This is a genomic window from Ruegeria sp. CF2, from assembly GCF_056537385.1.
In genome coordinates this window covers 60259-80596 of record NZ_JBQFRL010000003.1, presented here as the reverse complement: position 1 = coordinate 80596, position 20338 = coordinate 60259, and the positions used below count along the sequence as shown (strand labels likewise).

The 20338-nt window shown below is 62.0% G+C and carries 17 protein-coding genes; 9 read left to right on the top strand and 8 right to left on the bottom strand.

What is annotated here, in order from left to right; all coding sequences use genetic code 11:
• Nucleotides 1-62 precede the first annotated feature (62 nt).
• The 6 genes from ACR0IR_RS14085 to ACR0IR_RS14060 all read left to right on the top strand — a co-directional run bounded on the left by ACR0IR_RS14085 (nt 63) and on the right by ACR0IR_RS14060 (nt 6639).
• Complete coding sequence (locus ACR0IR_RS14085; RefSeq protein ID WP_093963433.1) at nt 63-941, top strand: RNA polymerase factor sigma-32; 879 nt, start codon at nt 63-65, stop codon at nt 939-941.
• Complete coding sequence (locus tag ACR0IR_RS14080; protein WP_170365334.1) at nt 938-1762, top strand: ChaN family lipoprotein; 825 nt, start codon at nt 938-940, stop codon at nt 1760-1762. Before ACR0IR_RS14085 ends, ACR0IR_RS14080 begins: the two co-directional genes overlap by 4 nt.
• 64 nt (nt 1763-1826) lie before the next feature.
• A complete protein-coding gene (coaBC, locus tag ACR0IR_RS14075; protein ID WP_170342599.1) occupies nt 1827-3023 on the top strand; it encodes a bifunctional phosphopantothenoylcysteine decarboxylase/phosphopantothenate--cysteine ligase CoaBC in 1197 nt (398 codons plus the stop codon).
• 39 nt (nt 3024-3062) lie between these two features.
• Nucleotides 3063-3518 carry a dUTP diphosphatase gene (gene dut / locus ACR0IR_RS14070; RefSeq protein WP_170365713.1) on the top strand — a complete coding sequence of 152 codons (456 nt, stop codon included), beginning with the start codon at nt 3063-3065 and terminating at the stop codon, nt 3516-3518.
• Nucleotides 3518-4564 carry a HesA/MoeB/ThiF family protein gene (locus ACR0IR_RS14065; protein ID WP_170365332.1) on the top strand — a complete coding sequence of 349 codons (1047 nt, stop codon included), beginning with the start codon at nt 3518-3520 and terminating at the stop codon, nt 4562-4564. Before dut ends, ACR0IR_RS14065 begins: the two co-directional genes overlap by 1 nt.
• A gap of 59 nt (nt 4565-4623) precedes the next feature.
• Nucleotides 4624-6639: a M3 family metallopeptidase gene (locus tag ACR0IR_RS14060; protein ID WP_170365330.1), complete on the top strand. Its 2016-nt coding sequence runs from the start codon at nt 4624-4626 to the stop codon at nt 6637-6639.
• A 47-nt stretch (nt 6640-6686) separates the two neighbouring features.
• Here ACR0IR_RS14060 and ACR0IR_RS14055 read toward each other — a convergent pair whose 3' ends face one another.
• From ACR0IR_RS14055 to ACR0IR_RS14030, 6 genes are all read right to left on the bottom strand, one after another.
• Nucleotides 6687-7619 (bottom strand): 2-hydroxyacid dehydrogenase, encoded by a 933-nt coding sequence (locus tag ACR0IR_RS14055; RefSeq protein ID WP_170365328.1) that lies wholly within the window; start codon nt 7617-7619, stop codon nt 6687-6689.
• Nucleotides 7620-7634: 15 nt separating this feature from the next.
• Nucleotides 7635-8774 (bottom strand): rod shape-determining protein RodA, encoded by a 1140-nt coding sequence (rodA, locus tag ACR0IR_RS14050; RefSeq protein WP_170343283.1) that lies wholly within the window; start codon nt 8772-8774, stop codon nt 7635-7637.
• Nucleotides 8771-10717, bottom strand: a complete 1947-nt coding sequence (gene mrdA / locus ACR0IR_RS14045) for a penicillin-binding protein 2 (protein WP_170360207.1) — start codon at nt 10715-10717, stop codon at nt 8771-8773. The genes rodA and mrdA overlap by 4 nt, the downstream gene beginning before the upstream one ends.
• Nucleotides 10714-11250: a rod shape-determining protein MreD gene (locus ACR0IR_RS14040; RefSeq protein ID WP_480779129.1), complete on the bottom strand. Its 537-nt coding sequence runs from the start codon at nt 11248-11250 to the stop codon at nt 10714-10716. Before ACR0IR_RS14040 ends, mrdA begins: the two co-directional genes overlap by 4 nt.
• The gene (mreC, locus tag ACR0IR_RS14035; protein WP_170365324.1) at nt 11243-12145 is read right to left on the bottom strand and encodes a rod shape-determining protein MreC; all 903 of its coding nucleotides are present in this window, start codon (nt 12143-12145) and stop codon (nt 11243-11245) included. The genes ACR0IR_RS14040 and mreC overlap by 8 nt, the downstream gene beginning before the upstream one ends.
• A gap of 61 nt (nt 12146-12206) precedes the next feature.
• Nucleotides 12207-13253, bottom strand: a complete 1047-nt coding sequence (locus tag ACR0IR_RS14030; protein WP_093963423.1) for a rod shape-determining protein — start codon at nt 13251-13253, stop codon at nt 12207-12209.
• A gap of 156 nt (nt 13254-13409) precedes the next feature.
• Here ACR0IR_RS14030 and ACR0IR_RS14025 point away from each other — a divergent pair, with 156 nt between their 5' ends.
• Complete coding sequence (locus ACR0IR_RS14025) at nt 13410-14195, top strand: 23S rRNA (adenine(2030)-N(6))-methyltransferase RlmJ (RefSeq protein WP_170365322.1); 786 nt, start codon at nt 13410-13412, stop codon at nt 14193-14195.
• A gap of 169 nt (nt 14196-14364) precedes the next feature.
• Here the strand turns inward: ACR0IR_RS14025 and ACR0IR_RS14020 are convergent, their stop codons facing one another.
• Nucleotides 14365-15936, bottom strand: coding sequence for a 2-isopropylmalate synthase (locus ACR0IR_RS14020; protein ID WP_170365320.1), 1572 nt, complete (start codon nt 15934-15936; stop codon nt 14365-14367).
• Nucleotides 15937-16223: 287 nt separating this feature from the next.
• On the opposite strand from ACR0IR_RS14020, the gene ACR0IR_RS14015 reads away from it, so the two are divergent.
• On the top strand, nt 16224-16889 hold the full coding sequence (locus tag ACR0IR_RS14015) for an SDR family NAD(P)-dependent oxidoreductase (RefSeq protein ID WP_170365318.1): 666 nt from the start codon (nt 16224-16226) through the stop codon (nt 16887-16889).
• A 4-nt stretch (nt 16890-16893) separates the two neighbouring features.
• On the opposite strand, the gene ACR0IR_RS14010 is transcribed toward ACR0IR_RS14015, so the two are convergent.
• The gene (locus ACR0IR_RS14010; RefSeq protein WP_170365316.1) at nt 16894-18366 is read right to left on the bottom strand and encodes an MORN repeat-containing protein; all 1473 of its coding nucleotides are present in this window, start codon (nt 18364-18366) and stop codon (nt 16894-16896) included.
• 156 nt (nt 18367-18522) lie between these two features.
• On the opposite strand from ACR0IR_RS14010, the gene ACR0IR_RS14005 reads away from it, so the two are divergent.
• Nucleotides 18523-20181, top strand: coding sequence for an NAD+ synthase (locus ACR0IR_RS14005; protein WP_170365314.1), 1659 nt, complete (start codon nt 18523-18525; stop codon nt 20179-20181).
• Nucleotides 20182-20338 lie beyond the last annotated feature (157 nt).

The window sequence follows — 20338 nt, the reverse complement described above, 5'->3', positions numbered from 1 at the left end:
GCGTATCGACCATACGTCGGCAAGGCAAGACCGGCGGCGCCTACGACAGATGGGAGAGCTGCATGGCACTGGATAACCCGAACGACTTCTCGATGTCCCGGCAGGCTATGAAAGCCGAATTGCTGGATGCGGAAACCGAATTGCGCCTGGCTTATGCCTGGCGAGACGAGCGCGACGAGCAGGCCCTTCACCGGTTGATAACGGCCTATATGCGTCTGGCAATTTCAATGGCGGCCAAGTTCAAACGCTATGGCGCGCCGATGAATGACCTGATCCAAGAGGCCGGGCTGGGCCTGATGAAGGCCGCTGACAAATTCGACCCGGATCGCGGGGTCCGGTTTTCGACCTATGCGGTGTGGTGGATCAAGGCCAGCATTCAGGATTACGTGATGCGCAACTGGTCGATGGTTCGGACAGGTTCTACATCGTCCCAGAAATCCCTTTTCTTCAACATGCGTCGCGTGCAGGCCCGGCTGGAGCGCGAAGCTGCGACCGATGGCGTCGAATTGGACCGCCATCAGCTGCACCAGATGATTGCGGCCGAGATCGGTGTACCGCTGCGCGATGTGGAAATGATGCACGGCCGGCTGGCCGGCTCAGACTTTTCCCTGAACGCCGTTCAATCGGCTGACGAGGATGGTCGCGAGTGGATCGACGCGTTGGAGGATGATCGTGAGCAGGCTGCGGAAACTGTCGAGAACAGCCACGACACCCGCCAACTGCGGGAATGGCTGATCACGGCGATGCAGGCGCTGAACGATCGGGAACGCTTCATCGTGCGTGAGCGTAAGCTGCGTGAGCCGGCGCGCACATTGGAAAGCCTGGGTCAGGAACTGGGTTTGTCCAAGGAACGGGTGCGACAGCTTGAGGCAGCGGCGTTCGTGAAGATGCGCAAGAACCTTGAAGCTCAATCGCGCGAGGTGCAACACTTCTTCGCATGAGACATCTTGCGATTCTGACGGCGGCCGTGCTGTCGCTGACACTTTTGACCCGGCCAGTTCTGGCCGGGGACCTTATTCCCGACGATATATTGGCACAGATGAGGGACGCCGATGTCGTGATACTTGGCGAAGTTCACGACAATCCGCTGCATCACCTGGTCCAGACCGAAGCGATTGCGGATATCGATCCGTCTGCAATGGTCTGGGAAATGGTGACCGAGGAAGGGGCTCAGAGACTGGCGCAGACTGCCGCCTCGAACCCCGAGGAGCTGTCACGCATCCTGAGATGGGCCGAAACGGGATGGCCGCCGCTCAGCATGTATTACCCTGTTTTCCAAGCATCAGAGGCCCCGGTATACGGAGCGATGGTGCCGCGCGCGGCTGCGCGTGCGGCGATGGAACGCGGTGCCGCAACGACTTTGGGCGCGGATGCGGCGCGATATGGGTTGAACATTCCCTTGGCACCCGAGGATCAGGCGGCGCGCGAGGCCGAGCAATTGGCAGCGCATTGCAACGCACTTCCGGCCGAGGCTTTGCCGCAACTGGTGGCGATCCAGCGTCTGCGCGATGCTGTTCTGACCCGGGCCATTCTGCGTGCAATTGATGAAACTGGCGGTCCGGTGGCGGTGATTACCGGAAACGGGCACGCGCGCAAGGATCAGGGCATTCCGACCTTTCTGTCGCGCCTGCGTCCGGGCCTTAAGGTCTTTGTTCTTGGGCAGGCCGAAGACGGTGTCGTGACCGGTGAATTTGACGCGGTGATTGACAGCCCCGCGGCCGAACGCGAAGACCCCTGCAAGGCCTTCGAGTCTCAGAATTAAGCGCTGGAACTCGGGGCATGGGTTGCATAGTGTCGAGGCCGAGCACGACCGGGAAGGGCTGAACATGCTGGCATCCAAACGGATCCTCCTGATCCTTGGCGGTGGGATCGCGGCCTACAAATCGCTGGATCTGATCCGAAGGTTGAAGGAGCGCGGGGCGGCGGTGACCCCGGTCCTGACCCGCGCCGCCGAGGAATTCGTGACCCCCTTATCCGTGTCTGCACTTGCCGGTGAAAAAGCTTATCGTGATCTGTTCGACCTGACGGACGAGGCCGAGATGGGACATATCCAGCTGTCACGTTCGGCTGATCTGATCGTCGTGGCCCCGGCGACTGCGGATTTGATGGGAAAGATGGCCGGGGGTCTGGCCAATGATCTGGCATCGACCCTGTTGATGGCCACGGATACCCCTGTTTTATGTGCGCCGGCGATGAACGTGCGGATGTGGAACCATCCGGCAACTCGCCGGAACCACAAGCAGTTGATCGCGGACGGCGTCCGGTTTGTCGGACCCAATGACGGTGACATGGCTTGTGGCGAGTTCGGCCCCGGCCGCATGTCAGAACCTCTCGAAATCGTGGCGGCGGTCGAGTCTGCCTTGTCGGATGGCCCACTGAAGGGTAAGCGGATTCTCGTGACGTCGGGGCCGACGCATGAGCCGATTGATCCGGTTCGGTACATCGCAAACCGATCCTCGGGGGCGCAGGGGACGGCGATTGCCAACGCTTTGGCGGCCCTGGGGGCCGAAGTCGTTTTCGTAACCGGCCCCGCGGATGTGCCACCACCCCAGGGCGTCCAGGTTGTGCAGGTTGAGACTGCGCAACAAATGTCGGATGCGGTGGACGCGGCTCTGCCGGTGGATGCGGGCGTGTTTGCCGCAGCCGTGGCCGATTGGCGGGTAGACGGGGCATCAGACCGCAAGTTGAAGAAAAGCCGCGACGGAATGCCTGCACTGCAATTTGCCGAAAACCCGGACATCCTCAAACGGATTTCGCATCTGGAGACCGGCCGACCTAGCTTGGTCGTGGGTTTCGCCGCCGAGACGGATGATGTGATCGCCCACGCAACCGCCAAGCGGGCGCGCAAAGGGTGCGATTGGATTCTGGCCAATGATGTCAGTCCGGTGACCGGCATCATGGGTGGGGCCGAAAATGCGGTCGTGCTGATATCGGATGCGGGTGCCGAGGAGTGGCCGCGCATGGGCAAGGACGCAGTGGCCGTACGGCTGGCGGAAAAGATCGCGGCCGCGCTGGCGCTGTGATGCGGTTGTTTGACAGAAGATGAAGGTTGGGATGCGCTGATGGTGGCAATCCGGGTGATCCGAGAAGACGGGGCCGATCCGGCCATTGCATTGCCGTCCTATGAAACGGCCGGGGCAGCCGGCGCGGATGTGCGGGCCAACCTGCCTGATCGAGGATCGATCACCCTTCAACCCGGTGAGCGCGCCTTGGTTCCGACCGGCCTGCGGGTAGAGATTCCGGATGGATATGAGATCCAGGTGCGTCCGCGCTCGGGACTTGCGTTGAAACACGGGATCACGCTGCCGAACGCACCGGGCACGATCGACAGCGACTATCGCGGTCCCTTGGGGGTGATCGTGCTGAATGCGGGTCAGGAAGCCTTTGAAATCGGACATGGCGACAGAATTGCGCAGTTGGTCGTAGCCCCGGTGATCCAGGCGCGGTTCGAGATGGCGGACAGCCTGCAGGAATCGCAGCGGAGTTCCGGTGGGTTCGGATCCACGGGGCGCGCCTGATGGTTCTGGTACTGGCACTGGCAGCGGGGCTGTGGGGGCTTGGCTACCTCGCTGGTGCCTCGCGTACTGCCCGTTGGGTGTCGGTTCTGGTTTTGCTGGCAGGGGTGGTTCTGTCTCATCTGGTTTTGCCCGACGGGAACCCACTGCGCGAGGCCACAGGCGGCTCGGCCGCGATGTGGCTGATCCTGGGTGGTTTCGTTTTGCTGGCCATGGGTTATGGCGCTGTGGTGAAAGCCCTGAGGCGCCGGGCCAATCCATCGTCGGATGTTCGTCCGAACAGCCCATCTGACCAGTTCAGCGAAGCCGAACTGGAGCGCTATGCCCGTCACATCGTCCTGCGCGAGCTTGGTGGACCCGGGCAAAAACGGATGAAGACCGCTCGTGTATTGGTGATCGGGGCAGGTGGATTGGGCGCACCGGCGCTGCAGTACCTTGCAGCCGCCGGCGTGGGCACGATTGGCGTCATTGACGATGATGTCGTCGAGAATGCCAATCTGCAGCGGCAGGTCATCCATCGGGATGCAGACATCGGTATGCCCAAAGTCTTTTCTGCGCAGCAAGCAATGGAGGCGCAGAACCCCAATGTCATCGTTCGCCCCTATCACCGCCGCCTGACGGACGACATCGCGGCCGACCTGTTCGCGGATTATGACCTGATCCTCGACGGTACCGACAATTTCGAAACCCGGTATCTGGCCAACCGCACCGCGGTGGCTTTGGGCAAGCCCCTTATCTCAGGCGCGCTGTCGCAATGGGAAGGCCAACTGAGCGTGTTTGACCCCGCCAGGAACGCGCCCTGCTACCAATGCATTTTTCCCGAAGCGCCTGCTCCGGGTCTGGCGCCCTCCTGTGCCGAGGCTGGGGTGGTCGGGCCACTGCCAGGCGTGGTGGGGGCGATGATGGCGGTTGAGGCGGTCAAGGTAGTCACGGGTGCAGGTCAGACCTTGCGTGGCGAGATGCTGATCTATGACGCGCTTTATGGCGAAAGCCGCAAGATCACCCTGACCCGGCGGGACGATTGCCCTGTTTGTGGGCAACCCGTTTGATCGCGGCCACTGGACGATCTTGCCCGGCATTCCTAGCTTGACGCTTAAAGGAGACCCCAATGACCAATCCGATCCTGTCCGACTGGACGACCCCGTTCGAAATCGCGCCCTTTGCCGAAATCTCGGATGACGATTTTGCCCCGGCACTGGAAGCTGCTCTGCAGGCCCATGCCGACGAGATCGACACCATCGCGACGAATACCCAGCCCGCGAGTTTTGCCAACACGATCGAAGCGCTGGAAGCGGCGGGCGAGGCCTTGAACAAGGTTCTGTCGGTTTTCTTCACGGTCGCTGGCGCAGACAGCAACCCGGAGCGCGAAGCGTTGCAACGGGAGTTTTCGCCCAAGCTTGCAGCCCATTTCGCCGCGATTTCCTCGAACAAGGCGCTGTTCCAGCGTGTGGATGACCTTTGGACGAAACGAGATACGCTGGAGCTGACCGAGGAACAGGATCGGGTTTTGATGCTTACCCATCGCGGGTTCGTCCGCTCGGGTGCGGCGCTGCACGGGGCGGAAGATGCCCGGATGCAGGAGATCAAGGCGCGTCTGGCGTCATTGGGCACCGCGTTCACGCAAAACCTGCTGGCGGACGAGCGTGGCTGGTTCATGGAACTGACCGAAGATGACCTGGCGGGACTGCCGGGTTTCGTTGTCGATGCGGCATACGCGGCCGGTCGGGAAAAAGGGGCCAAGGGGCCGGTTGTCACGCTGTCGCGGTCTCTGATCGTGCCGTTCCTGCAGTTCTCGCCACGTCGCGACTTGCGCGAAAAGGCTTACCGCGCCTGGGCGTCACGCGGGGCAAACGGAGGCGAGACCGACAACCGCGCGATTGCCGCCGAAATCCTTCAGCTTCGCGAGGAACGGGCCAAACTGCTGGGTTATGACTGCTTTGCGGCCTTCAAGCTCGAGACCGAGATGGCCCGAACCCCCGAACGGGTGCGCGACTTGCTGATGCAGGTCTGGGCACCCGCCAAGGCCCGGGCCGAGGCCGACGCGGAGATCCTGACGCGGATGATGCAGGAGGATGGCGTCAACGGTCCGCTCGAACCCTGGGACTGGCGGTACTATGCCGCAAAACGGCGCAAGGCCGAGCATGATCTGGATGAGGCAGAACTCAAACCCTACCTGCAGCTGGAGCGCATGATCGAGGCTGCCTTTACCTGCGCCAACCGCTTGTTCGGGTTGGAGTTCGCGCCGTTGGACGTGCCGCTGTACCATCCGGATTGCCGAGCTTGGGAGGTGACCCGGCGTGGCGAACATGTTGCCGTATTCATCGGAGACTATTTTGCGCGTGGCTCGAAACGGTCGGGTGCGTGGTGCAGCGCGATGCGGGCGCAGGCCAAGTTTCCCAAGGTCCAGACGCCAATCGTCATCAATGTTTGCAACTTCGCCAAGGGCGATCCGGCCCTGCTGTCATATGACGACGCACGGACCCTGTTTCATGAATTCGGGCACGCGCTGCACCAGATGCTGTCGGATGTGACCTATGACAGTATCTCGGGGACCAGCGTTGCGCGGGATTTCGTGGAATTGCCCAGCCAACTGTATGAGCATTGGCTGGAAGTACCGGAGGTTCTGGCCGAGTTCGCAACTCATGCCGAAACCGGCGCTCCGATGCCACCGCAACTGCTGGACAAAGTTCTGGGTGCCGCCAATTTTGATCAGGGTTTTCAGACGGTCGAATACGTCGCCTCGGCGCTGGTCGACTTGGCCTTCCACGACGGTCCGGCCCCGGCGGACCCCATGGCGAAGCAGGCTGAAGTTCTGGCCGAGATCGGGATGCCGCATGCCATCGGTATGCGCCACGCGACGCCGCATTTCGCTCATGTATTTGCGGGTGATGGTTACAGCTCGGGTTACTACAGCTACATGTGGTCCGAAGTGATGGATGCCGACGCATTTGCTGCCTTCGAAGAGGCAGGAGGCGCGTTTGATCCCGAGCGGGCGCAGGCTCTGGAGGACAACATTCTGTCCAAAGGAGGCTCGAAGGAGGCCGAAGATCTGTATCTGGCGTTCCGGGGCCGGTTGCCGGGTGTCGAAGCCCTGCTGAAAGGTCGGGGACTGGTGGACGCGTAGCGGTCGAATAGCGCTCGGCAAGACGGGGGCGGCAGCCCCCGATGGCCCTAGTACCCGAGTGAGCGGTCGACGAGATGCAGCAGCGGCCGTCCGGATTCGCTGCGTTGGATGTTTTCGCAGATCACCTGCGCGGCCGTTTCGGGCCGGGTTTCCGACGCGATATGCGGCGTGACGGTCACATTTGGATGCGCCCAGTACGGATGATCGTGGGGCAGCGGCTCGGTGCGGAACACATCCAGCGTGGCATGCCCCACTTGGCCGGTGTTCAGCGCCTGCAGCAGCGCTTCGTCGTCAATCAGCGGGCCTCGGCCGGGGTTCAGAATGCGCGCACCTTTTGGCAGAAGTGCCAGAGTGTCCGCGTTCAGGGTGTTCTCCGTGGCTGCCGTTTCAGGCAGCAGCAGGACGAGTAACTCAGCCTGGCTCAAGGCCACGCGCAGCCCGTCCGGTCCGTGCAGGCACGTGACACCAGACACGTCCTTGGCCGAACGGCTCCACCCTGTCACGTTGAAGTTTAGCGCCGCCAGCGCCTGTGCCGCAGCCTGACCCAGGGCGCCAAGCCCCAAAACGCAGACCGATCGCTGTGTGGCGAGCGGAGGCGGATCCGAGGCCCAAACCCCATCCTGGACCGCGATGTGTCGATCCATGCCCAGATGGTAGCGCAGAACGTGTCCAACGACCCATTCGGTCATGCCCTGGGTAAGACCGTGATCGACCATCCGGGCCAACGGCACGGTCAGCGTGTCGTTCGAGGCTATCTTCTCGACACCGGCCCATAGGCTGAGCACGGCCTTTGCGCGCGTGTAGGACGTGAAATTAAGCAGCCCGCCATTGGGTGCATAGACGATGTAATCCACCTGATCGGGCGGCAGGTCGGTGGCGATAGTGGCTTTGATCCCCGCATCGGCCAGCCCGGTGTTCAGCAAGGGCTCGTAAACCGGCCAAAGTGCCGGGCGGGCGGAAAACAGGACGTTCACGGACATGGTCGGCCTTTCGGATCAACGAGGACGGTGAATATGCGCGCTCTGCACGATGCCGAAGGCAGCCATCAGAACCAACATGGCCGAGCCCCCATAGCTGACCATCGGCAACGGAACACCGACCACCGGCGCCAGCCCCATGACCATCGACATGTTGACGGCGAAGAACAGAAAGAAGTTCAGCGAAATGCCCAGTGTCACCAATGACGAGTACCTGTCCTTGGTCGACAGCGCCGTGACGAGGCAGAAGATCAGGATCAGTCCGTAAAGCAGCAACAAGGTTGTGCCCCCGACAAAACCGAACTCTTCGGCCAGTGTCGTGAAGATGAAGTCGGTGTGCTTTTCGGGCAGGAAGTTCAGGCGCGACTGGGTGCCTTGCATGAAGCCTCGACCGTTCCAGCCGCCGGAGCCCAGGGCAATCTTGGACTGGGTGATGTGATACCCCGCGCCCAACGGATCGGTCGAGGGGTCAAGGAATGTGTCGATGCGCCGGAACTGATAGTCCTTGAGCAACTGCCAATCGGTGCCACGGCTTTTGAACACCGTTGAAACCAAGCCGACACCCGCCGCGATGACCGCTGCGAAATAGGCCCAATGCACGCCCGCCAGAAACATCAGGCCTCCTCCGGCCGCCAACAGCAGGATTGCGGTTCCCAGATCGGGCTGGCGCAGCACCATGAAGGTCGGGATCAGGATCAGGACAACCGGGATCAAGACCCAAAGCGGGCGCGAGGTTTTGTAGGAGGGAAGCCAATCGTAGTAGGCCGCCAGCAACATGACCAAAGTCACCTTTGCCAGTTCGGAGGGCTGCAGGCGCATGAACCCCAGGTCGATCCAGCGTTGCGCGCCCATGCCGATGGTGCCGAACAGTTCGACGAACAGCAGAAGCCCCAAAGAAACAAGATAGGCGACGACGGACATGTTGCGCCAGAACCAGATCGGAACCAATGCGACGATGAACATGACCGTCAGGCCCAGGCCAAACCGTTCCATCTGTGGTTCCGCCCACGGCGACCACGAGCCGCCGGCCACAGAATACAGCATCAGAAAACCGGCACTTGCGACGCTGATCAGCAAAAGCGTCAGCGGCCAGTTCATGTACAGAACCTTGCGGATCCCCGTCGGCGTGGTCTTGACCGCATATTCAAGATAGCTCATGCGCGGTCCTTTTCGTCAGGGCGCGCTTTCGGGCGGCGATCGCCTTCCAGACGTTTCTGCTGTTCCTTGATGCGGTCGCGGTCGGCCACGGGATATGCTTCCAGCGGCGGGGTGCCGTTGTACAGAGCCTGCAGCATCACGTCCCGGGCCACGGGGGCTGCAGCCTTCGAACCGCCGCCGCCATGTTCGACCACGACGGCCACCGCATATTTCGGATTGTCGTAAGGGGCAAAGCTGACATACAGCGCGTGGTCCCGCCGTTCCCAGGGCAGGTCTTCGTTGCGGATGACCCCGGCGGCCCGTTCGGCCTTGGTGATGTTGCGCACCTGGCTGGTGCCCGTCTTGCCGGCCATGCGGAATTCGTCTGCGATGATCCGGCTGCGATAAGCGGTGCCGCGACGGTCGTTCGAGACCTTGTACATCGCGTTGCGCACCTGTTCCAAGTTGGCCGGATTGACGTCCAGCGGCTCGCCCGCGCCCGTAGGCTGTTCGACCCCGTCGACACTGCGGATCAGACGCGGTGTCACCGATCGGCCGGTCGCGATGCGTGCAGTCATGACGGCCAGTTGCATCGGCGAGGCCAACATGAAGCCCTGCCCAATCGAGGCATTTGCCGTGTCGCCGACCAGCCAGTCCTGTCCGTGGGTGGTCTGTTTCCATTCCTGGTTCGGCGCAAGGCCAGCCGCCACGGCGGACATCGGCAGGTCGTGTTTGATGCCGAGGCCGAATTTGCGCGCCATGTCCGAAATCTTGTCGATCCCGACCCGCAGGGCGACGTCGTAATAGTAGACGTCGCAACTGCGCTTCAACGAGGTCTCCAGATCGACCATCCCGTGTCCGCCGCGCTTCCAGCAGTGGAATCGACGGCTGCCCACCTTCAGGTAGCCGGGACAATAGACGGTGTTGCCCGGACCGACGACGCCGGCCTCGAGCGCGGCCAGCGCGGTGATCATCTTGAAGGTCGAACCGGGCGGGTAGGTGCCCTGAACCGTCTTGTTAGCCAGCGGGCGGTGGTTGTCCTGGGTCAGAGCCTGGTAATCCGCGACCGATATCCCTCGCACGAACAGATTGGGGTCGAAGCTGGGGGTCGAGCTGATGGCCCGCAGATCGCCCGTCTCACAGTCGATCACGACCACGGCGGCGCTTTCTCCGGCCAGCCGGGCCTGTGCGTATTCCTGCAGGTCGGCGTCGATGGTCAATTGCAGGTCGGCGCCGGGCTGGCCCTCGCGGCGGTCAAGTTCCCGCATCACCCGGCCGGTCGCGTTGACCTCGACGCGCTTGGCGCCCGCCTTGCCGCGCAGCAGGTCTTCCTTCTTGGCCTCAAGCCCGACCTTGCCGATCTGAAAGCGCGGGATCATCAGAACCGGCTCGGGGTCTTCCATCTTGCTCAGGTCATAGTCGCTGACAGGTCCGACATACCCGACCACATGGGCGAAATCCTCGTAGCGGGGATATTGGCGGGTCAGTCCGACTTCGGGCGTGACGCCGGGAAGGGCGGGGGCATTGATCGCCACCTTCGAGATATCTTCCCAGGTGACCTGGTCGGCCAGCGTAACCGGCAGAAACGGCGCTGTACGTTTCATCTCGGCTTTGGCCCGCTCGATCTCGTCTTCGTTCAGCGGAATCAGTTGTGACAGTTTGGCAATGACCTTGTCGACGTCGCCCGCATCCTCGCGCACGATCACGATGCGGTAGGACGGCGCATTCTGCCCGATGATCTGACCATTGCGGTCATAAATGCGCCCTCGGGTCGGCGGAATGAGCCGGATGTTGATGCGGTTTTCTTCGGCCAACAGGCGATATTGGTCGGCCTGATCGACCTGCATGTAACGCATGCGGGCCGCCAGACCGCCGACGAATGCGAATTGCATGCCACCCAGCACCAGCGCGCGCCGGGTCAGCCTTTTGTATGCGGCACCTTGTGTTTTGGGTGTGCGTTTCATGAGCGTGTTCCCACAGTGGCAACATCTACCGCAGATGGCCTGCGGACGCCAAATATGGTTTGGCTGAATGCAACGACAAGCGGGTAGGCGAGGACCGTGAAGACCACTTGGACAAATACCGGGCCAATGCTGGCCTGACTGACGGACAGCAGGGCCAGAACCGTCCGATTGAAGGTAAAGATCGCCGCGATGACGACGCCCACCGTCGTCCACTCGCCCACGAATCCAACGTCGCGCATTCCGGGGCCTGCCGATCGCAGATAGGCAGAACCGATGACGACGGATGCCGCCTGCAGTCCCGGCGGCCGTTGCAGCAGCAGGTCGGCCATCAGCATGACCGCCGCGATGCTGAGTGTCGGTACATATTCCGGCCGCCTGAGGACCCATGCAAAGGTCAGGCAGATCAGGAAGTCAGGAAAGGGCAGACGACCCGGTTGCGTGTTCAGAGGCAACAGGTGAAAGAACATCACCGTCAGAGCGAGGAACAGGTACAGGCCCCGCATCAGCCATAGACGTGACGCGGCGCTATCCATCGGCGGCCTCCTCGGTCGGGAGAAGAGCCTCGGGGCGCGGAGGTCCGACGATGCCGCCCGGGTCTCGGATCGGGGCGGCCGAGTGGTAGCGCAGGACGCGCAGGAATTCCAAACGCTCGAAATCCGCGGACAGTCGGACGCGCAGACGCCCCCCTGGATCGGCGGCGATCTGGCCGATCAGAAGGCCCGCAGGAAATACGCCGCCGTCGCCTGAGGTCACCACACGGTCGCCGGGTCGCACCAGTTCACGGCTTTCAAGAAACTCGACGGCTGGGGCAGGGGTATTGTCACCGGTAATCAGCGCGGTCTGGCCCGAGGGCTGGATCGTGGCGGGAATCGCGCTCGAGGCGTCGGTCAACAGGATGACCCGCGCGGTATCCGGGCCAACGCCAGAAATCCGGCCCACCAGCCCGATGCCGTCCATTGCGGCCCAGCCGTCGACGATCCCGTCACGCTCGCCGACGTTCAGCAAGACAGATTGCCGAAATGGCGAGCCGCTGTCGGCCATGACGACCCCGGTAATATAAGTCAGACGCGGATCCAGTCGAACGTTGTTCAGGTCCAGAAGCCGCGCGTTTTCCTGCTCCAGCTGCAGGGCCGCCTCTTTCCAGGCGCGCATGCGGCGCAGTTCACTGCGCAGTTCCTGGTTCTGCTCGCTCAGCCTTTGGTAGCTTTGGAAATCCCGTACGAGGTTAATCGCGGCCGTGACCGGAACCATCGCCCATTCCATCGAGGGCACAACGGCATCCACCACTTGGGCCCGGAACCTTTCGACCCGCGGGCTGTCGATGCGCCAAATCAGGAATATGCCCAGCAGACACAGAACAAGGATCCCCATGAACAAGCGGCGCAAGGGGGTGGTGTAGTCGTCGCGCTGTGCTCGGTCTTTTGCCACAGGACTCCTTCCCGTGCTGCTCGTGCCCGATCTTGAACCCTCAGATCAGAGGGTGCGCGCCTTAGCTTTCGTAGTCAATCGCGTGGCGCAGCTGTTTTTCGTATTCCAGTGCCTTGCCGGTGCCCAAAGCCACACAATTCAGGCTTTCGTCGGCAATCGACACGGCCAATCCGGTCTGTTCGCGCAGGGCCAGGTCCAGATCACCCAGCAGCGCGCCGCCACCGGTCAGCATCACGCCACGGTCCACGATGTCCGCGGCCAGATCCGGCGGGGTGGTTTCCAGCGCGGTCATCACCGCTTCGCAGATCTGCTGGACGGGTTCCGACAGAGCCTCGGCCACCTGGGCCTGGCTGATCTCGATTTCTTTGGGAACACCGTTCAGAAGGTCGCGTCCCCGGATGTGCATCGACTGCCCGCGCCCGTCATCGGGCATGCGGGCGGTGCCGATGGTGGTCTTGATCCGCTCGGCGGTGGATTCGCCCACCAGCAGGTTCTGCTGACGGCGCAGGTACGAGATGATCGCCTCATCCATCCGGTCGCCACCAACGCGAACCGAGCGCGCATACACGATGTCGCCCAGCGACAGGACAGCCACTTCGGTGGTGCCGCCGCCGATATCCACGACCATGTTGCCGGTGGGATCGGTGATCGGCATCCCGGCTCCGATGGCGGCGGCGATCGGCTCGGCGATCAGACCCGCGCGCCGCGCGCCTGCTGACAGAACCGACTGACGGATCGCGCGTTTTTCAACCGGCGTTGCCCCATGGGGAACGCAGACGATGATCTTGGGCTTCGAGAAGGTCGACCGCTTGTGCACCTTGCGGATGAAATGCTTGATCATTTCCTCCGCGGTGTCGAAATCGGCGATCACCCCTTCGCGCATGGGGCGGATGGCCTCGATCGAGCCGGGGGTGCGGCCCAGCATCAGCTTGGCGTCTTCGCCCACGGCCAGAACCTTCTTGACGCCGTCCTTGACATGGTAGGCGACAACCGAGGGTTCAGACAGGATCACGCCACGCCCCTTGACGTAGACCAGCGTGTTGGCCGTCCCGAGGTCGATGGCCATATCCGCTGTGAACAGGCCGCCCAAACTGTCAAAGATCCCCATATTCCCCTGATCCTGTCTGTCAGATGTTTTCTACTGCCCGCGACTCGACGGTTCCGGGACGGATGACTTATAGGGTGCCATGACGCCCGGTTAAAGGCCTGATTCCGCGTAAGTCAGCACCTTTCCGCCTCTTTGACAGGGACTTTAGAAGGCAACATGCTCTCATATCAACACATTTACCACGCGGGAAATCTGGCGGACGTGCAAAAGCACGCTTTGTTGGCATGGATGCTGGACTACATGACCCGCAAGGACAAGCCGATCAGCTATCTCGAGACCCATTCGGGGCGTGGTCTGTACCACCTCGATGCGGCCGAGGCCGTACAGACCGGAGAGGCGGCGGCAGGGATCGGGCGCGCGCTGAGCAACGGGTGGTTTTCCGACGATCACCCGCTGGTATGCGCGTTGCGCTCGGTGCAGGCGCAGTTTGGCGAAACGGCCTACCCGGGCTCGCCGATGATTACGGCAAGCCTGCTGCGTCCGCAGGATAGTCTGCATTTCGCCGAGCTTCATCCGCAGGAATACGCAGCGTTGAAAAATGCGCTGACCGGGCGCGGTGCCAAGACCTACAGACAGGACGGGTTCGAGCTGGCTCAGTCGGTTCTGCCGCCCACGCCTCGGCGCGGGATGATGCTGATTGACCCCAGCTACGAGGTAAAGGCGGACTATGGCCGCCTGCCGGGGTTGATCGCCAAGTTGCACCGCAAGTGGAACGTGGGTCTCATTGCCCTGTGGTACCCGATCCTGACGGACGATCGCCAAGTTCCGATGGTGTCGGCACTGAAGGGCTTGGATCTTCCCAAGACGTTCGTGCACGAAGTTCGGTTTCCGCCTGCGCGGGAGGGTCACCGGATGATCGGTTCGGGCATGTTCGTGGTCAACGCACCCTTCGGGATCGAAGACGAAGCGGCGCGTCTTTCCGACCTGTTCGCAAAGATCTGACGGCGCTTCAGGGGGCGAAGGCCTCCCGCCCCGTTTGACAGCATCAAACATGCCGCAAAACGTGTTGGGCCCGGCACCGCGCCTTGGCGCGGTGCCGGGCCCAAAGCCGTCAGGCTGCGCGGCGAAGCCGGGCTGCCGCGGGCGCGGGAGCCTTGCCTGCCAATTCAGATCAGGTCAGATCCTTGTAGCTGATCTCGCGCGCATCCGCGCCGGGGCCGGCCTTTTCGCGGCGCATGATCAAGCGGTTCAGCGCGCTGATATAGGCCTTGGCCGACGCTACCACGGTATCCGTATTCGCGGATTGGCCCGTGGCGATCATGCCGTCTTCCTCGAGGCGGACAGAAACCGTGGCCTGTGCGTCGGTGCCTTCGGTCACGGCATGCACCTGGTAGAGCTGCAGATGCGCCTTGTTCGGGCAGATCGCACGGATCGCCTTGAAGGTGGCGTCGACCGGCCCGTCGCCGTGCTCGGTGGCGATGACATCCTTGCCGTCCACCTCCAGTTCGACCGTCGCTTCGGCCTGACCGCCTGTGCCGCAGGTGACTTTCATCGAGACCAGCTGCAGGTGATCGTTGGCCTCATCATCTGCACTCATCAGCGCGATCAGGTCGTCGTCGAACACCTCTTTCTTGCGGTCGGCCAGATCCTTGAACCGCACGAAGATGTCCTTGAGCTGGTTGTCCCCGATCTCGTAGCCGAGTGTCTCCAGCTTGTCGCGCAGCGCGGCCCGGCCGGAATGCTTGCCCAACGGAAGCGAGGTGCCCGAAAGGCCGATATCCTCGGGGCGCATGATCTCGAAATTCTCGCGGTTCTTCAGCATGCCATCCTGATGGATGCCGCTTTCATGCGCGAAGGCGTTCTTGCCGACGATCGCCTTGTTGAACTGCACCGGAAAGCCCGAAACCGTCGCCACCCGACGCGAGATGTGCATGATCTTGGTGGTGTCGATGCCCGTCTTCCACGGCATGATATCGTTGCGGGTGCGCAGGGCCATCACGACCTCTTCCAGCGCGGTATTGCCCGCGCGTTCGCCCAGGCCGTTGATCGTGCATTCGATCTGCCGGGCCCCGCCTGCAACGGCGGCCAGAGAGTTGGCAGTCGCCATTCCAAGGTCGTTGTGGCAATGGGTGGCCAAAACCACTTCGCCCGCGCCCGGAACGGTTTCGATCAGGCGTTTGATCAGGTCCGCGCTTTCAATCGGGGCAGTATAGCCCACCGTGTCGGGAATGTTGATCGTGGTCGCGCCGGCCTTGATGGCAATCTCGATCACGCGGCACAGATAGTCCCATTCGGTCCGGGTCGCATCCATCGGCGACCATTGCACGTCTTCGCACAGATTGCGGGCGTGGCTGACGGTCTCGTGGATCTTTTCGGCCATCTCGTCCTGCGTCAGGTTCGGAATGGCGCGGTGCAGCGGCGAGGTGCCGATGAAGGTGTGGATCCGGTTCTTTTCGGCGTGTTTCACCGCCTCCCAGCAGCGGTCGATATCGGCGAAATTGGCGCGCGCCAGGCCGCAGATGCGGGCGTTCTTGGATCGCTGCGCGATTTCCGACACCGCCTTGAAATCACCCTCGGAGGCGATCGGAAAGCCGGCCTCGATGATGTCGACGCCCATGTCGTCCAGAAGCTCGGCGATTTCCAGCTTTTCGTTATGGGTCATGGTGGCGCCGGGGCTTTGTTCGCCGTCGCGCAAAGTGGTGTCAAAGATCAAGACGCGGTCTTGGTCGGTCACGTTGGTCATGGGAGTCACTTTCTTGTCTGTCCTAAAGCCATTGGCGCGCAGGCGTCCTCCTCTGAGCGGGCGCGCCGGATGGCACGCTCAGAGGCGGATTAGGATCAGTAGGCCACGCAGAGCAGCGCCGGCGGAAGCGGCGAAAGCAAAAGGGATATCTGCGCGGTTGATCATGGGTTCGAGGTTATACACCCCGAACCGGGAATGAAAAGAAGGAAAATGCGCGGCCGCCCGATTTCGCGAAAGGATTGGAAACGGGGATTGATTGCGTGGGCAACTCCGCTAGCTGGAGGGCGATGAGAAATGCTTTGGTCATAGGTGCAAGTGGCGGGATCGGCCGGGCCGTCTGCAATGAACTGCTGTCGCGGTCGGTCCATGTGGTCGGCCTGTCGCGGTCAGAAAACGGGCTGGATCTGATGCAGCCGGACCTGGCCGACGAGATGCTGGGCCGGATCGAGGGGCCGTTCGACCTTGTTCTGGTCGCGTCCGGTGCGCTCGAGATCGACGGGGCGGAACCGGAAAAGACCATTCGAGCGGTCTCGGCCAAGGCCATGATGGACCAGTTCGCCCTGAACGCAGTTGGGCCGGCGCTGGTGCTGAAGCATGCGCATCGCCTGTTGCCGCGCAATGGCCGGGCGGTGTTTGCGGTACTGTCGGCGCGCGTGGGCTCGATCGGGGACAACCGTCTGGGCGGCTGGGTCAGCTATCGCGCGGCCAAAGCGGCGGCGAACCAGATCGTGCACACGGCCGCAATTGAACTGGCCCGAACCCACAAAGATGCGATCTGCGTCGCCCTGCACCCCGGAACGGTCAAGACCCCGTTCACGCAGAAATACCTGGGCCGCCATCCCGCGGTCGAGCCGAGTGACGCCGCCCAAAATCTTCTGCGGGTTGTGGATGGTCTGACGGCTGATCACACCGGCCAGTTTTTCGACTGGGCCGGCCAACCGGTTCCCTGGTAGCGGGCTATCCGTCCGATGGGGTGACTTCCGGGTCCTGTTCGGCCTCCGGCGCCTGCGGCTCGTTGCCCGATGGTTGCGCCGCGCCCGCTTCCGACAGGGCGCCGTTTTCCCAGGTGCCGCTTTCCTCTTCGCCATTTGCATAGCGCATTGTTCCAGAGCCCTGGCGTTTGCCGTTCACGAAGTTGCCTTCATAGACATCGCCATTTGCATATGTCGCGACACCTGCGCCGGTAATTTTGCCCTCGGTCCACTGGCCGGAATACTTGAAGCCATTCGCCATCACGACCTCGCCCTGGCCATGGCGCTGACCGTTCCGGAACTCACCCGTGTAGACCGTTCCATCCGCGTAGGTGGCGGTGCCCTTGCCTTGACGCACGCCGTCTACCCATTCGCCATCGTAGCGAGAGCCGTCGGCCCGGGTCAGAACGCCGGTGCCATGCGTTCGGGCATTCTTGAACTGTCCTTTGTAGATCGTGCCGTTCGTGTAGGTCGCGGTGCCCTGACCTTCGATCACCCCCGCAACCCAGTCGCCGTCATAGGACGAGCCGTCGGGATAGGTGATCCGGCCTTTGCCATCGGCGAGGTCCGCCTTGAAGTCACCGACATAGACCGAGCCGTCGGGATAGGTCAGTTCGCCCAACCCTTCGATTTGACCGTTTTTCCAGTCTCCGGTGTAGACATAGCCGTCGGTGCCAGTGAACGTACCCTTGCCGTGTCGGCGGTCGTCGACGAAATCGCCTTCGTAGGTATCGCCGTTCGCGTAGGTCGCCTTTCCCTTGCCCTGCCGGCGCCCGTCCACCAAGGCGCCTTCGTAAACGTCACCGTTGGCCTGTTTCAGTACGCCGGTTCCGGTGATCCGGTCCTCGGTCCATTCGCCGGAATAGATCATGCCGTCGGGCAAGGTCAGCGATCCGTTGCCCTGACGCTGGCCGGCAACGATATCGCCTTCGTAAACCGCGCCGTCCGCATATGTGATCTTGGCCTTGCCCTGGCGAACGCCGTCCACCCAGTCGCCATCATAGACATAGCCGCCGGGGTCGGTCATGACGCCTTTGCCGTCATGCTGGGCGTTCTTGAAGCCACCTTCGTAACGCATTCCGTTTGCGTATTGCGCGATGCCGGTTCCGTTTATCGCACCGTCGGTCCAGTCGCCCTCGTAGGTGCCGCCGTCGGCAAAGGTGATCTTGCCCTTGCCGTGCGGGCGACCTTTGACGAAATCGCCCTCGTAGACCGATCCATTGGCGTAACGTGCCACGCCCTTGCCCTGAATTTCTCCTTCGACCCACTCACCGGTGTATTCAAAGCCGTCGGGTAGGCGATAGGTGCCGGTTCCGTGACGCAGCCCGTTTTCAAAGGTGCCTTCGTAGACCCCGCCCACATCGTCATCCGCGGTGATGATCTGGCCCTGCTGCGCGGACGCGGTCTGTATGGCGATGCCCATTGCGGCAACGGCAATCGTTGTACGAAAAGCGTTCATGGTAGTCCCTGCCTGCCCGATTGTCCCGTGGTGCATTGGTTCGTGCAAAACTATGACACTGATGAAGGTCGGGCAACGGGTTTTGCCGCATTGGCCTTTCACTTGCGGCCTGATCTGCTAAATGCCTTTTCAGGTGACGAGGGCAAGAGGGCAAAGATGGCCGACCATTTCCGCATCACGCTGGCGCAGCTGAACCCGACGGTGGGCGACATTGCAGGCAACGTCAAAAAAGCCCGTTCCGCATGGGAGCAGGGCCGCGCTGCGGGGGCCGATCTGGTGGCTCTGCCAGAGATGTTCGTCACCGGTTACAACACTCAGGACCTGGTTCTGAAGCCGTCGTTTCACAAGGCTGCCATGGCGGCTGTGCAGCAGTTGGCGGAATCCTGCGCGGATGGTCCGGCGATGGCCATCGGTGGGCCTTGGGTCGAAGGTGGCAATCTCTACAACGCCTATCTGATCCTCAGCCGGGGGCGGATCGTCAGCAAGGTGTTGAAACACCATTTGCCCAACGAGACTGTGTTCGACGAGGTTCGGTTGTTCGACGCCGGGCCGTTGGGTGGTCCCTTTGCGGTGGGCAACACCCGCATCGGCAGTCCGATCTGCGAGGATGGCTGGCACGAGGATGTTGCCGAGACGCTGCAGGAGACGGGCGCCGAGTTTCTTCTGATCCCCAACGGATCACCCTATTTTCGCGACAAGCACGATGTGCGCCTGAACCAGATGGTGGCCCGTGTGGTCGAAACCGGGCTGCCGGTGATCTACCTCAACATGGTGGGCGGGCAGGATGATCAGGTTTTCGATGGTGGGACATTTGGCCTGAATCCCGGCGGCGAACTGGCCTTTCGAATGCCAGTCTTCGACGAGGCGGTGATGCAGATCGATCTGCGACGCGATGATGAAGGATGGGCTATCGTCCCCGCCGAAATCGCCGAGCAGCCTGACGCGTGGGAGCAGGACTATCGCGCCATGGTGCAGGCGCTGCGCGACTATATGGGCAAGACCGGGTTTTCCAAAGCATTGCTGGGACTGTCCGGAGGGGTTGATTCCGCGCTTGTTGCCGCCATCGCGGTTGACGCTCTCGGAGCAGACAATGTGCGTTGTGTGATGCTGCCGTCGGAATACACCAGCGCCGAGTCGCTGGAGGATGCCGAAGCCGTCGCCAAAGCGCTGGGTGTGCGATACGATTATGTGCCGATCAGCCAGTCCCGCGCCGCCGTCACCGAGACACTGGCGCCGCTGTTTGACGGTCTTAAGGCTGATATTACCGAGGAGAACATCCAGTCCCGTCTGCGAGGTCTGCTGTTGATGGCAATGTCCAACAAGTTTGGCGAGATGCTGCTGACCACCGGCAACAAATCCGAAGTGGCGGTCGGATATGCCACGATCTATGGCGACATGAATGGCGGCTACAATCCGATCAAGGATCTGTACAAGACCCGGGTGTTCGAAACCTGCCGCTGGCGCAATGCCAATCACCGCGACTGGATGAAAGGACCCGCCGGCGAGGTCATTCGCCCCTCGGTCATCGACAAACCGCCCAGTGCCGAGCTGCGCGAGGATCAGAAGGACAGCGACAGCCTGCCGGATTACCCGGTGTTGGACGGTATTCTCGACATCCTGGTTGATCAGGATGGCTCGATCGCGGATTGTGTGGCAGCCGGGTACGACGAGGCTGATGCCCGACGTGTCGAGCATCTGATCTATATCAGCGAATACAAACGCTTCCAGTCCGCGCCGGGCACGCGCCTGACACCTCGGGCCTTCTGGTTGGACCGGCGCTATCCGATCGTGAATCGCTGGCGCGATCCGAACTGACGGAAACTGCGGCTGAGCGCCCTGTGCCCGGGTCCGGGTGTTTGTTTGCAAATCGGCAGCAATGAGGGGACTCCACCCTGACTGTTCTGCAGGTGGGGCGGTATCGATGACAGCACTTGGCCGCGCCCTTGTTTTTTGGACATTTTTTTGCCATAGT

Bases quoted from the DNA above. Each gene is read 5' to 3' on its own strand.
- ACR0IR_RS14020 (WP_170365320.1), bottom strand. From the start codon at position 15,936: ATGACCAACGTGACCGACCAAGACCGCGTCTTGATCTTTGACACCACT.
- ACR0IR_RS14060 (WP_170365330.1), top strand. From the start codon at position 4,624: ATGACCAATCCGATCCTGTCCGACTGGACGACCCCGTTCGAAATCGCG.
- ACR0IR_RS14040 (WP_480779129.1), bottom strand. From the start codon at position 11,250: ATGGATAGCGCCGCGTCACGTCTATGGCTGATGCGGGGCCTGTACCTG.
- ACR0IR_RS14085 (WP_093963433.1), top strand. From the start codon at position 63: ATGGCACTGGATAACCCGAACGACTTCTCGATGTCCCGGCAGGCTATG.
- mrdA (WP_170360207.1), bottom strand. From the start codon at position 10,717: ATGAAACGCACACCCAAAACACAAGGTGCCGCATACAAAAGGCTGACC.
- ACR0IR_RS14080 (WP_170365334.1), top strand. From the start codon at position 938: ATGAGACATCTTGCGATTCTGACGGCGGCCGTGCTGTCGCTGACACTT.
- rodA (WP_170343283.1), bottom strand. From the start codon at position 8,774: ATGAGCTATCTTGAATATGCGGTCAAGACCACGCCGACGGGGATCCGC.
- coaBC (WP_170342599.1), top strand. From the start codon at position 1,827: ATGCTGGCATCCAAACGGATCCTCCTGATCCTTGGCGGTGGGATCGCG.
- ACR0IR_RS14015 (WP_170365318.1), top strand. From the start codon at position 16,224: ATGAGAAATGCTTTGGTCATAGGTGCAAGTGGCGGGATCGGCCGGGCC.
- ACR0IR_RS14010 (WP_170365316.1), bottom strand. From the start codon at position 18,366: ATGAACGCTTTTCGTACAACGATTGCCGTTGCCGCAATGGGCATCGCC.
- ACR0IR_RS14025 (WP_170365322.1), top strand. From the start codon at position 13,410: ATGCTCTCATATCAACACATTTACCACGCGGGAAATCTGGCGGACGTG.
- ACR0IR_RS14065 (WP_170365332.1), top strand. From the start codon at position 3,518: ATGGTTCTGGTACTGGCACTGGCAGCGGGGCTGTGGGGGCTTGGCTAC.
- ACR0IR_RS14005 (WP_170365314.1), top strand. From the start codon at position 18,523: ATGGCCGACCATTTCCGCATCACGCTGGCGCAGCTGAACCCGACGGTG.
- ACR0IR_RS14055 (WP_170365328.1), bottom strand. From the start codon at position 7,619: ATGTCCGTGAACGTCCTGTTTTCCGCCCGCCCGGCACTTTGGCCGGTT.
- ACR0IR_RS14030 (WP_093963423.1), bottom strand. From the start codon at position 13,253: ATGGGGATCTTTGACAGTTTGGGCGGCCTGTTCACAGCGGATATGGCC.
- dut (WP_170365713.1), top strand. From the start codon at position 3,063: ATGGTGGCAATCCGGGTGATCCGAGAAGACGGGGCCGATCCGGCCATT.